The sequence below is a fragment of the Mycolicibacter nonchromogenicus genome (assembly GCF_002101775.1).
In the GTDB taxonomy this organism is placed as follows: domain Bacteria; phylum Actinomycetota; class Actinomycetes; order Mycobacteriales; family Mycobacteriaceae; genus Mycobacterium; species Mycobacterium nonchromogenicum.
Genome location: NZ_LQPI01000042.1, coordinates 213,755 through 225,607 on the forward strand (window position 1 = coordinate 213,755; position 11,853 = coordinate 225,607).

The following is an 11,853-nucleotide window of genomic DNA, read 5'->3' on the forward strand; positions in this document are numbered from 1 at the left end:
CCTACGAGGTGTAGGCGGACCCGACGGCCACGCCGCGGACGGAGCCGGCGGCCAGCTCCACCAGGGCGCGAAGCTCGCGGTTCACCACGCCCGGATGCTCCAGAATCGAGCAGTGGCCCCCGCTGACCTCGATGAACCGAGCCAGATTCGGCGCGGTGTCGGCGATCCGCTGGGACACCCGTATCGGCAACAACCGGTCGCGGGTGCTGCCGATGACCAGGGTGGGCACGGTCAGACCGTCGAGGTCGATGAAGGATCCGGGACCGAGCGAATCGGTAAGCACCCGCACCCAATGGCCGCGGCCGACCGCCGGAGTCTTGGCGAACAGGTCGCAGATCAACGCGTTGACCGACGGGTCGGCCTCCGCACCGACGGCGAGCATGTGCACGAATCGCCGCATCGCGATGTGGGCCGGCCCCGCGATCGGGACGCTGCCGAACGTCTGCAGCGCTCGCCGCGCGGTCTGCTCGCGCAGCCGTTGGGCCGGCGCCGGCACCCGCAGCAGGTCGACCTCGGAAAGCAGGTTGCCCGAGGTGGTGTTGATCAGCGCGACCGCATCGGCGCGCTGCTGCACCCGATGCCGGAAACGGTCCGACCAGGCGTTGATCGCGATGCCGCCCATCGAATGCCCGGCGATGACGGCCCGCTCGCCCGGGGCCAGGGTGGCCTCCAGCACCGAGTCCAGGTCCGATGCCAAGTGCGTCAGGCTGTATCCGCCCCGCTTGGGCACCCCGCTGCGGCCGTGACCACGGTGGTCGTAGGCGATCACCCGGTGATCGGCACTCAGGTCGGCAATCTGATGTCCCCACACCCGGATGGCGCAGGTGATCCCGTGTGCCAGCACGATCGGGTAGCCGTCAGGCGGCCCGAAGACCTGGGTGTGCAGCTTTGTTCCGTCCGCTGCCCGAACCTCCAGGGTGCGGGCCGGCGGTAACGCCGTGGGAAACGTGCCGACATTTCGCCGTCGGCTGGACCGTTGAGCACTCATCGTCACCTCATCAAAAATGCGGCAACGCTGCCGCATCGCGAGCATACGCCTGTGTGGACTAGGTTTTCGGGAAAGCACTATTGACGGAGGGTTCGCCCATGCGCGCGGTACAGATTTCCGAACTCAGCGGACCGGCGGCCGCCCAGGTCGTCGATCTCGACGAGCCGGCCGGCGAGGGACTGGTCGTCATCGACGTGCACGCCGCCGGGGTGGCGTTTCCCGACGTCTTGCAGTCCCGCGGGCTCTATCAGCACAAGCCGGAACCGCCCTTCGTGCCCGGCGGCGAGGCCGCTGGTGTGGTGCGCAGTGCCCCGGACGGCGCGCACGTGCGACCGGGTGACCGGGTGGCGGTATTGACCATGCTCAACGGCGGGATGGCGCAGGTGATCGCAGTGCCTGCCGGCCAGGTGTTCAAGCTGCCCGACACGGTGTCGTTCGAGGCCGGCGCCGGGCTGTTGTTCAACGACCTGACGGTGCTGTTCGCATTGACCACGCGCGCCCATATGACCGAAGGCGCCACGGTGCTGGTGCACGGCGCCGCCGGCGGGATCGGTACCTCCACGCTGCGACTGGCCGGCCCGCTGGGGGCCTCACGGGTGATCGCGGTGGTCTCCACCGAGGCCAAGGCCGAAGTGGCCCGGAGGGCCGGGGCCACCGACACGGTGCTCGCCGACGGGTTCCGCGAGGCGGTGGCCCAGCTGACCGGCGGGCGCGGCGTGGACCTGGTGCTCGACCCGGTGGGTGGTGACCGTGTCACCGACTCGCTGCGCTCGCTGGCACCCGCCGGAAAGCTGTTGGTGGTGGGATTCACCGGTGGCGACATCCCGCAGGTGAAGGTGAACCGGCTGCTGCTCAACAACATCGACGTGGTGGGCGTCGGCTGGGGGGCATGGGTGATGTCGCACCCCGGCGAGTTGGAGCACCAATGGGAGGTGTTGGAACCGCTGCTGGCATCCGGGAAGGTGGCCCCGCCGCAGCCGGATGTCTTCGACCTCGACTCCGCCGCTGATGCGTTGGCCGCATTGGAGAACCGCACCGCGGCGGGCAAGGTCGTGCTGCGGATGCGCGACTGAAGAGGTCCCTGCGGCGCCGAAAACGAGAGGAATCCGATGCCGGACCAGCGTTCGCCACACAGTGCCAGCGCCCTGCTGAACGCCGTCGAACAGTCGCCGAAAGCTGTCGCGGTACACGATAAGTCGGCCTGGGTCGGAATCTTCGCCGCAGACGGGCAGGTGAATGATCCCGTCGGGTCGACTCCGCATGTCGGAACGGCCGCCATCGGGCGGTTCTACGACACCTTCATCGCACCGAACGCCATCGCCTTTGATGTGCAGCACGACGTTGTCGCGGGAATGTCGGTGATACGCGACCTCACGGTGCACACCACGATGTCCACGGGTGTCACCATGCACATCCCCATGCACCTGCGCTACGACCTGGTATCGCAGGGGCCGGACGGCTCGCTGAGGATCCAGAAGTTGTTCGCCCACTGGGAGCTGCAGAAGATGGTCGGGCAGTTACTGACCTCAGGTGGGCGTGGCCTGCTGGCCTCGGTGATTCTGGGCCCCCAACTGCTTCGTCATCAAGGGCTTTCTGGCTGCGCCGGTTTTCTGCGCGGACTCTCCGGCGTGGGCAAGCGGGGAAAGCGTCGGGTCGACGCCCTTGTCGGCGCGCTTGCGCACGGTGATGCGGAGGCGTTTTCGGAACATCTGGCCCCCGACGCCGCATTGAGCCTCGACGGTGTATCGCAGACGTCAGTTGCCGAATTCGTCGCCACCGCTAAGCATCTGACGGTCGAAAAGTTGCTGGCCGCAGGGCATACCGTGACTGCGACGGTGCATCTGGACGGCAACAGGGGCGTGGGACTGTTCGAGTTCTCGCAAGACGCCGCTGACCGGGGTTTGATTTCGGCTGTGCGGCTCTATATCTGAGCCAGATCTCGCTACAGCACGCCCGGAATGAGCGCTTTGCGATCAGGCGGGTAGTCGGGGAACTTCTGTCGGTACCACTTGTGGGTGGCCATCGCCCGGGGCCCCAGGTTGGCGATGGAGAAGAGCAGGAAGATCAGGCCCGGAACGGTCCAGGCCATGATCGCCCAGCCCGCCCACAAGACGAGCTCACCGAAATAGTTGCCTGACGACACCCAGCGATACACCCCGCCGTAAGGGATCCGGTATCCGCTGCTGCCATCGGCGCGCAGGCCGATCAGGATACGGTCCGCCTGGAAGTTGATTCCCCAGCCGATCAGCGCCACCGCGAGACCCACCATGAAGCGGGGGTCGAGGAACCAACGCTCCTGCTGCAGGTGCGGCGCCAGGGCCACCGCATACCCGTTGGCGAACCCGTTGACAGCGTTGAAGATGAAACCGAAGGCGATACCGGAGATGGGGAAACGCTTGCCGTCTCCCCTGCGGCTCAGCGGATAGATCAGGCCGCGGTAGAGGTAGTGGCACTGCCACAGTGCGTACAACACGATCGCCGGCGCCCCATGCTGATGCGCCACCAGCCAGAACGTGACGGTGAAAGCCCACCATTGGGGGCATTCGAACATCAGCCAGCTGATCTTTCCCGGCAGGGTGAAGCGGTCGTCCGGACTGGCGAACCGGCCATAGGGGTTGGTGAACCAGAAGCTGCTGGCGAAGGTGACCACAGTCAACACGACCAGGAAGACGACGGCGGCGTGATACAGACCGGCCATGGCGGAAACCTCTCATCGGGGATGCCAGGCAGTAGTAGCACATGCGTCCGGCGCCGTCCCTGCGCTTGTCGATGCGCGTCGATGCCTTGAGCCGGGACACGTCGCATCTGGCAAGATAACACTCTGTCTGGTCACTAGACACTCTGTACAGTGAAATCTTCCCGAGGCGAGGAAACGCAATGTCATCCACGGTCAGTTCCCTGGGACCGCAGCCGGCGGAGTACGACCCGCAGTGGGTGCGCGCCAAGTACGCGCTCGAACGCGACAAACGACTGCGCCCGGACGCGGTGGGCCAGTTCATCGAGGTCACCGCGGATTTCTCGCACTACGCCGATGACCCGTGGACGGAGCGCGTCGAGCGTGACCCGGTTCACGACCACGTCCAGGTGGCGATCATCGGCGCGGGACTGGGCAGCCTGATCGCCGCCGCACGGCTGCAGGAATCCGGGATCGACGACATCAGGATGATCGACACCGCCGGCGACTTCGGCGGCACCTGGTACTGGAACCGCTATCCCGGCGTGCAATGTGATGTCGAGTCCTACATCTATCTGCCACTGCTGGAAGAGCTGAACTACATACCCACCGAGCGATACGCGCACGGCCCGGAGATCCGCGAGCACCTGCAGAACATCGCCAAGCACTACCGCCTCTACGACAACGCCCTGCTGAGCACCACCGTCACCGACCTGCACTGGGACGACGCCGCCAAACGCTGGCAGATCACCACCGACCGCGGTGACGCCTTCACTGCCACCCTGGTCGCGGTCTCGCCCGGATCGCTCACCCGGCCGAAACTGCCGGGCATCCCCGGTATCAACGAGTTCCGCGGCCACACCTTCCACACCAGCCGCTGGGACTTCGGCTACACCGGTGGCGACGAGTCCGGTGGGCTGACGAAACTGTCCGACAAGCGCGTCGGCGTCATCGGCACCGGTTCGACGGGGCTGCAATGCATCCCGCACCTCGGCGAGTGGGCGCAGCACCTCTACGTCTTCCAGCGCACCCCGAGCACCGTCTCGGTGCGTGGCAACCGTCCCACCGACCCGGCGTGGGCGGCAAGCCTACAGCCGGGCTGGCAACGCGAGCGCATGGAAAACTTCACCCGGGTGACCTGCGGCGTGGAGATGGACGTCGACCTCACCAACGACGGCTGGACGCAGAAGGCCCTCGAACTCAGCGAGCCCGCGATCTTCCGGGAGAACCAGCGCCTCGGTCGCGAGATGACGCCTGAGGAGATCGCCGAATTTCTTTTCCGCGCCGACTATTTCGCAATGGAACGGCTGCGTGCGCGGATCGACGAGACCGTGCGCGACCGCAGGACCGCCGAAGCGCTCAAGCCGTGGTATCGGTTGAACTGCAAGCGCCCCGGCTACCACGACCAGTACCTCGACACCTTCAACCGAGACAACGTCACGCTGGTCGACACCGACGGGCGCGGCGTCGATCGGTTCACTGAGACCGCCGTGGTGGTCGATGACGTCGAATACGAACTCGACGCGCTGGTCTTCGCGACCGGATTCGAGGTGGGCACCGAGTTCACCCGCCGGCTCGGCTTCGACATCGTCGGGCGCGACCGCGTGCGCCTGAGCGACAAGTGGGCCAAAGGCATGCGCACGCTGCACGGCTTGCAGACCCACGGTTTTCCCAACTGTTTCTTCCTCGGCTACACCCAATCCGGGGTCTCCCCCAACTACACCCACACCGCCGAAGAACGGGCCCGCCACTTCGCCTACCTAGTCAGCACATTCGTCGAGCGGGGCGCGGCAACCATCGAGGCCACCAAGGCCGCCGAAGACCAGTGGCTGGCCGCGATGGAGGAGGCGTCGGAGAAACCCAAGGCCTTCTACGCCGAGTGCACGCCGAGTTACCTGAGTTCCGAGGGCGATCGGGAGAATCCACACGGCATGCTGTCCACCAATTTCGGTGGCAAGCCGGTCGACTTCTTCGCGATGCTGAGCGACTGGCGCTCCACCGGTCAGTTGGAGGGGGTGATTCTGAAGTGACGGAGTCGACCCTGGCCGGGGAAACCGGCGAAACCGCACCACGACTGACCATGCGCGACCGGCACCGCATCATGACCCGAGACCACATCATGGCCGCCGCGCTGGAGGCTTTCGCCGAACGCGGCTACGTCGCAGTGACCATCGACGACATCGTGCGGCGGGCCGGGATCGGTCGGGCGACGTTCTATCTGCACTTCGACTCCAAGGCTGCCGTGCTGCGCGAACTGCGCAACACCCGGATGACTGTGTGGTCCCAGCAGGACGCCCCCCGTGGCGGCAGAGCGGGACGGCCCTCGATCAGAGCCTTCTTCGAGAAGGTCGTCGACTTCTACACCTCCGCGCCGCAGCTCTACACGGCACTGCATCAGGCGCGTGCGGCCGACCCGGAATTCGCCGCGGCGCACCGAGCCACCATGGAGGACAACGTCACCGAGTGGATCGAGGCCGATGCCATGCCCGGTGCCACCGAAGCCCAGCTGCGGCTGGCCATCGCGATGATGTACACCATGGTCGATTCCTTCATGCACCTGTGGCTGGTCGACGGCTGGCCGCTGGAACGGCAGGCCGCCATCGAGGCGATGACCGACGCGCTGCACGCCACCATGCGCTGAAACAGCCAGACCGAGCCGTGCCGGCACATATCGTGGCTCAACGCACGAGCGAACGCGGTGCGAGCCATGTTGCAGACGAGAGGTTGGCCCGATGACCGAGCTACGGGCGGATGGCGCGACGACCGAGCGGCCCACCCAACGCCGAGGCGTCATGCAGGCACTCACCGGGCTCACTGTCCGCTACGTCGAACGCCTGATGCCCGACCCGTACCTGTTCGCGGTGCTGCTCACGCTGATCGTCGCGGGCCTGGTCGCCGCTCTGGTGCGCGGAGCGTCGGCCGACGGCATGCTGGCCGCCTGGTATGCCGGGGTATGGGGTCCGCAGAATATCTTCACGTTCGCCTTCCAGATGGTGCTGATCCTGGTGACCGGCTACACATTGGCCGAGGCGCCCGTGCTGAAGCGGGCCATCATTCGTGTCGCGGCGATGCCGCGCAGCCAAGTGCAGGGCGCCCTGCTCTGCTTCACCGTCAGTGCCGTGCTGTCCCTGCTGAACTGGGGCCTGGGGCTGGTGGCCGGTGCGCTGGTCGCCCGCCAGGTTGCGCGACGTTTCCCCGAGTCGCATTTCGGCTATCTGATCGCTGCGGCGTTCATGGGGTTCATCGTCTGGACGCAGGGGTTGTCGTCGTCGATCGCGCTGGCGAACACCGATGCCGCCAGCCCCATCAACGTGATCCACAAGATCGCGGGATTCACTGTGCCACTGAGCCAGACCATCTTCCAGCCATACAGCTGGCTCTCGGCGCTCATCGTGTTGGGGGTGCTCGCGCTCGCGGTGTGGCGGATGGAGCCGTCGGAAAGCCTGCCCCCCGATTCCGCGGTGTTCGAAGACGACACAGCAGCCGTTGAGATCCCGACCGGCAAGACATTTGCCGAATGGCTGGAGAATCAGTGGATCCTCAACGTGCTGCTGTTCGCGGCGGGGATCACGTATTTCGTGACCAGTGGTTTCGCGCTGAACATCTCGTCGATGATCATGCTTTTCACGATCACCGCCGCCCTGCTGCACCGCACGCCGATTCGCTTCATCCGGGCATTCACCGGTGCCGCGAAGGTCTCTGGCCCGCTGCTGCTGCAATATCCGCTCTACGGGGGCTTGGTCGGACTGCTGGCGTACCAGGGCGCCGAGGGGTCCAGGCCGCTGCAGACGCTACTGGCCCAGACGCTGGTCAACGGCGCAACCGAGTACACGTTGCCGTTCCTGACCTTCATCGGCTCGGTGATCATCAGCCTGTTCGTGCCGTCCGGCGGCGGGCACTGGGCGGTGCAAGGGCCGATCGCCGTCGACTCTGCGCTGGCGATCGGGCAGCAGTCACCGGCCTATCTCGGGCTGGTGTCCATGGCCGTCGCCGTCGGCGAGGGCGTGGCGAACATGATCCAACCGTTTTGGCTGCTGCCGCTGCTGGCGATCGCCAAACTCAATGTCCGCCAAGTGATGGGCTTTACCATCGTGGCGTTCCTCATCGGCTTGGTGTGTCTGGGGGCGATGACACTGATCGCACCGTGGGTCATCTGAGCGCCGGGACCGCCCTCTACGGCTGTGCCGACGGCGGCTTTGCGCGTTCCTTGATATCTGCCCGGGGTTATCGGATGCTCGTGGCAGAAACAACCACCGATGCCTCCCCATGCGAAGGAGAACGGCGTTGAACTCACCGGAAGCCGGCAGCGTCGGCAGTATCTCCACCGCACTGCAGGACTGCTATTCCGCCATCGAAGCGCTCTGCGCTGATCTGAGCGACGCCGAGTGGCAGGCTCAGTCACTGTGCCCCGACTGGACAATCCGCGACGTGATCAACCACGTCACCAGCATCGAAGCGGCCATGGCCGGGTGGCTGCCCGACGACGACCGCACTCCGCCGCCTTTCGACAAGGCCGCGGACTTTCTGCGCGACGCCGACACCGACATCGCCACCTACCGCGACCTGGTGGGCGCGATCTATGACGGTCGTCGGCGCGACCTGGCCGCGCTGACCGACGCAGATCTGACGCGTCCGTCGTGGACTCCGGTCGGCCCCGCCAATTACGGCCGATTCCTGGAGATCCGGGTCTTCGACTTCTGGGTACACGAACGAGACATCACCACCCCGCTCGGGCGCACCACCGATGACTCCGGTCTCGGGGCCCAGATCGCGCTGGCTGAGGTGGCCGGATCCCTGGGATACATCGTCGGCAAGAAGGTGGGCCTTCCCGATGGCAAGAGCATCACCTTCGACCTGACCGGACCCCTCACGCGCCAATTGCACGTCGCCGTGGACGGACGAGCCAAAACTGTTGACCACCTGGATAATCCGGATGTGAAGGTAGTCACCGACTCCACGACCTTCATCCAGCTGGCGTGCGGGCGCATCGACCCGCAGGCCCAGATCGACTCCGGCGCCATCACCTGGACAGGCGATGAAGAACTGGGCGACCGTGCCGCCCGCAACCTGAGGTTCACGATGTGACGACTCACCCGGATTTCGTCGACTTCCACTTCGACGTCATGTGCCCGTATGCCTACCAGACGTCGCGGTGGATCCGGGAAGTCCGAAACCTCACCGGCCTCACCGTGAACTGGCGCTTCTTCAGCCTGGAGGAGATCAACCGCCAAGAAGGCAAGAAGCATCCCTGGGAACGCGAGTGGTCCTACGGCTGGTCGATGATGCGCATCGGAGCACTGCTGCGTCGCCGATCGATGACCGACGTGGACGCCTGGTACCAGCGTGCCGGCCGCGCGCTGCACGTCGAGGGCCGCAAGCCGCACGAGAAGGCGGTCGCTCGCGAACTACTCGAAGAGCTCGGATTCGATCCCAGGCTCGCCGACCAGGCGATCGCTGACCCCACCACCAGCGACGAGGTGTTGAGCGATCATCAGCGGGTGGTCGCCGCCAGCGGCTACGGGGTTCCGACGCTGTTCTTTCCCGACGGGCAATGCCTGTTCGGGCCGGTGCTCATCGATCCGCCCACCGGCGACGCCGCCCTGCGCTTATGGGACGCTGTGGTCGCCTGGACCGAGTTTCCGCACCTCTACGAGCTTCAGCGGCCGAAAACTCCTGCCGATGCACAGCGCATCGCCGAGACTTTCCGTCCCTATCTGCAGGCCCGCGACTGGGTGTCGATCAACCGCGGAGAGGTGGTCACCTTCGCCAGTCCGGCGCACGGGCAGCCCGCCGCCGACGAACCCTAGGCCCACCATCAGCATTGCGCAGCATTGCGCCGAACAGGCCGCCGCCGGATCCCCGAAACTGGACAATGTTCCGTCTGCTGCCGCACCGGCAGCCGAAAGGGGCCAGTTGGTGGACAAGGCATCGGCGGCGAATCTCTCTGCGATTCGGACATGGGCGAGCTGATAGCGCGCCCACCGAGGCGCTCCGAATGCCGAATCCCCCGCAGGCTGCGCACCAATTTCCCTTCGATGTGATTAAAACGGTTGCAGCCCTTGATATCCCGACACCTGAAGCCGATTCAACATCTCAGCAACATTGACATCGAAGCCCGTCAACTTTTCCGGATGGTTCAACCCGGGCCACAACCAGGGCAATCCGTGCTACCGTCAAAGACGCGCATCTTTTCTTGATGCGCTTGGAAAAATGAGAGAAGTTAAGAATGGCACAGGGCACTGTGAAATGGTTCAACGGCGAAAAGGGCTTCGGCTTCATCGCCCCGGATGGCGGAGCGCCTGACGTCTTCGTTCACTACTCCGAGATCTCCGGCCGCGGATTCCGCACGCTCGAAGAGAACGCTCGGGTTCAGTTTGAGGTAGAACAGGGCGCGAAAGGTCCACAGGCTGTGGGCGTTTCGGCACTCTGATCGAACACGCAGACTTCAAGAGGCTGTCGCAGCGCAAGCTGCGACAGCCTTTTTTGTGATCTACGTGTTCGACGTGCATCTGCGATACCCGCACCCGTGGGTTGGCTCAGGTGGTTCGTATTCCGGCGCCGTGTCGTGACCGCGGCTAGTCGGCGATTTTCGAGGAGCTGGTCGCGGGCTCGCCCGCTTCGCCTGAGCCTTCCTTGCGGCGCTCAGCCGTAAGCCGCCCGCATCCATTCGGGTTGGAAGGCGACATCTAGGCGGACCGTCTGCCGATAGCCGCCCCAAGTTGGAACGCCCGGGGGCTGTCCACGGAAGATTCCGCGAGCTGCGGCGACCACACGGTTCCGTTGCGTAGGCCATTCGATAGAGCGAGCAATTTCCTCCAACACGCCCCGATCCCGCTCCAGGACGCGATCGACGATCTCGATGGCCGGTAGTGCGCCGCCCTTGTCGCCATTGCACTTCATACACGCAAGCACCAGGTTCGCCAGGCCGTCGATCCCCACCAGCGACCACGGAAGCACGTGATCGACAGGGTTCCCGGCCGGCAGGTGGACACCGCAGTAGAAGCAGTGCGGACCGAATGCCTCTGTGAATGCCGCACGAACCGATGTCATGGCGATTCGCTCGCGGCCGAAGAGATGGCCTGCCACGTCGGGGACCTCCGCGTCGAGGAATTTGTTCATCTGACGAATGTCGTCAACCCACATGATCTCCAGAGCCGGCTTGAGCAATCCGGCCAGACGGGCAAGGCCGAACGCGACACCGGGCTTCAAGGTGATGGCGTTGCCGTGCGCCGCGAGCTGGCGCATTGACACACCCTCCCCAAGGAAGGAGTCGTCGTACAAGAAGGGATCGCTTACTGGCGAGCCGGGAAGTTTTTGGAGCCTTGGCAGCGGCTGTTTGGCCAGCGCCACAACAATCTTGGCGATGGCTGCCTGATACTGCTTGGGCGCGCGGATCTTGGCGATGTCCAACGACAGCCCGCTGTTTCCCGATTGGGCGGCTTCTCGCAGCGACTTCGCGGCGTCAGGAATACGGGCAATGGATCCAGTCCGGCGTTGCCGCAGTTCTTGGCCTTCGAAGGGCCGAACCTGCGGCCAATAGAGAGCTAGGACGCGATGTGCCAGGTCCGGGAGAGGTACGCGCAGAATATCTTCGGGATGGTCCGGCAGATTCTCGATGCAGTGGTCTATCAGGGCCATCAGTGTGGCCAGCTTGTAGGTGGCGTCGCGTTGTCCTGTCTCAAGGATCGCGACCACGCGCTGACCCAGGAGCAACGGGTCGGTGACAACCTTGATGTCCGACGGTTCACTTCGCATGCGAACCCGCCAGGAGAGTCGGCGACCTGATCTCGTGTGGCCCAGGAATCGACGACTTGACGTAGAAGTCGTTCGCGGATGTCCTATTTCGGCTCGACAAATATTTCGGACCGCCATGCCATACGGCACAGCAAACCCTGCGGGACGGCGGTTGTTGCCGAGGCCTCTCTGCGGTCAACAGTTTCCTCCCCTCGCGCTCCACGGCACGAGATCATCCGCTCGAGCCAGGCGGGGTCGTCATTGATCAGGTCATCCAGATCATAGGAATCAGCGGTATAGCCCTCGCAGGAATCGACAGGACGTCCGGGTCTGGTGCCGTCGGGAGGACGATGGGACATGATCCCCCAGCGCGGGCGGGGGGTTGCGTCCAGCAGAGTGGTGTACGAGTCGGACCTGATCAGCGGTGCCGGCGTGTCGTAGCCGAGTGATTGAAGGT

The 11,853-nt window shown here is 65.0% G+C and carries 12 protein-coding genes; 8 read left to right on the forward strand and 4 right to left on the reverse strand.

The annotated features are described in order from the left end of the window. Nucleotide 1: 1 nt before the first annotated feature. Nucleotides 2–988 (reverse strand): alpha/beta fold hydrolase, encoded by a 987-nt coding sequence (locus tag AWC18_RS11610; RefSeq protein WP_085138812.1) that lies wholly within the window; start codon nucleotides 986–988, stop codon nucleotides 2–4. Nucleotides 989–1,086: 98 nt separating this feature from the next. Between AWC18_RS11610 and AWC18_RS11615 the strand changes: the two genes are divergently transcribed. Continuing rightward, nucleotides 1,087–2,061, forward strand: coding sequence for an NADPH:quinone oxidoreductase family protein (locus tag AWC18_RS11615; RefSeq protein WP_085138813.1), 975 nt, complete (start codon nucleotides 1,087–1,089; stop codon nucleotides 2,059–2,061). Nucleotides 2,062–2,097: 36 nt separating this feature from the next. Continuing rightward, nucleotides 2,098–2,919, forward strand: coding sequence for a nuclear transport factor 2 family protein (locus AWC18_RS11620; protein WP_085138814.1), 822 nt, complete (start codon nucleotides 2,098–2,100; stop codon nucleotides 2,917–2,919). 11 nt (nucleotides 2,920–2,930) lie between these two features. On the opposite strand, the gene AWC18_RS11625 is transcribed toward AWC18_RS11620, so the two are convergent. Next, nucleotides 2,931–3,686 carry a DUF1295 domain-containing protein gene (locus AWC18_RS11625; RefSeq protein ID WP_085138815.1) on the reverse strand — a complete coding sequence of 252 codons (756 nt, stop codon included), beginning with the start codon at nucleotides 3,684–3,686 and terminating at the stop codon, nucleotides 2,931–2,933. A gap of 179 nt (nucleotides 3,687–3,865) precedes the next feature. Between AWC18_RS11625 and AWC18_RS11630 the strand changes: the two genes are divergently transcribed. From AWC18_RS11630 to AWC18_RS11655, 6 genes are all read left to right on the forward strand, one after another. Then, complete coding sequence (locus AWC18_RS11630) at nucleotides 3,866–5,692, forward strand: flavin-containing monooxygenase (RefSeq protein WP_165757995.1); 1,827 nt, start codon at nucleotides 3,866–3,868, stop codon at nucleotides 5,690–5,692. After that, entirely contained in the window at nucleotides 5,689–6,303 is a 615-nt protein-coding gene (locus AWC18_RS11635) for a TetR/AcrR family transcriptional regulator (RefSeq protein ID WP_085138816.1), read from the forward strand. The genes AWC18_RS11630 and AWC18_RS11635 overlap by 4 nt, the downstream gene beginning before the upstream one ends. Before the next feature lie 91 nt (nucleotides 6,304–6,394). After that, complete coding sequence (locus AWC18_RS11640; protein WP_165757996.1) at nucleotides 6,395–7,819, forward strand: TIGR00366 family protein; 1,425 nt, start codon at nucleotides 6,395–6,397, stop codon at nucleotides 7,817–7,819. A gap of 127 nt (nucleotides 7,820–7,946) precedes the next feature. Next, nucleotides 7,947–8,747 (forward strand): maleylpyruvate isomerase family mycothiol-dependent enzyme, encoded by an 801-nt coding sequence (locus AWC18_RS11645; RefSeq protein WP_234806501.1) that lies wholly within the window; start codon nucleotides 7,947–7,949, stop codon nucleotides 8,745–8,747. Then, entirely contained in the window at nucleotides 8,744–9,469 is a 726-nt protein-coding gene (locus AWC18_RS11650; RefSeq protein ID WP_085138818.1) for a mycothiol-dependent nitroreductase Rv2466c family protein, read from the forward strand. Before AWC18_RS11645 ends, AWC18_RS11650 begins: the two co-directional genes overlap by 4 nt. A gap of 419 nt (nucleotides 9,470–9,888) precedes the next feature. Further along, nucleotides 9,889–10,092: a cold-shock protein gene (locus tag AWC18_RS11655; protein ID WP_085138819.1), complete on the forward strand. Its 204-nt coding sequence runs from the start codon at nucleotides 9,889–9,891 to the stop codon at nucleotides 10,090–10,092. Between the two features lie 212 nt (nucleotides 10,093–10,304). On the opposite strand, the gene AWC18_RS11660 is transcribed toward AWC18_RS11655, so the two are convergent. Then, nucleotides 10,305–11,417, reverse strand: a complete 1,113-nt coding sequence (locus AWC18_RS11660; RefSeq protein WP_085138820.1) for an HNH endonuclease — start codon at nucleotides 11,415–11,417, stop codon at nucleotides 10,305–10,307. An 83-nt stretch (nucleotides 11,418–11,500) separates the two neighbouring features. Beyond that, nucleotides 11,501–11,853, reverse strand: a 353-nt coding sequence (locus tag AWC18_RS21815) for a hypothetical protein (RefSeq protein WP_208858354.1), incomplete at its 5' end; no start/stop codon positions are given.

Bases quoted from the DNA above. Each gene is read 5' to 3' on its own strand.
- AWC18_RS11655 (WP_085138819.1), top strand. From the start codon at position 9,889: ATGGCACAGGGCACTGTGAAATGGTTCAACGGCGAAAAGGGCTTCGGC.
- AWC18_RS11630 (WP_165757995.1), top strand. From the start codon at position 3,866: ATGTCATCCACGGTCAGTTCCCTGGGACCGCAGCCGGCGGAGTACGAC.
- AWC18_RS11660 (WP_085138820.1), bottom strand. From the start codon at position 11,417: ATGCGAAGTGAACCGTCGGACATCAAGGTTGTCACCGACCCGTTGCTC.
- AWC18_RS11610 (WP_085138812.1), bottom strand. From the start codon at position 988: ATGAGTGCTCAACGGTCCAGCCGACGGCGAAATGTCGGCACGTTTCCC.
- AWC18_RS11640 (WP_165757996.1), top strand. From the start codon at position 6,395: ATGACCGAGCTACGGGCGGATGGCGCGACGACCGAGCGGCCCACCCAA.
- AWC18_RS11625 (WP_085138815.1), bottom strand. From the start codon at position 3,686: ATGGCCGGTCTGTATCACGCCGCCGTCGTCTTCCTGGTCGTGTTGACT.
- AWC18_RS11620 (WP_085138814.1), top strand. From the start codon at position 2,098: ATGCCGGACCAGCGTTCGCCACACAGTGCCAGCGCCCTGCTGAACGCC.
- AWC18_RS11615 (WP_085138813.1), top strand. From the start codon at position 1,087: ATGCGCGCGGTACAGATTTCCGAACTCAGCGGACCGGCGGCCGCCCAG.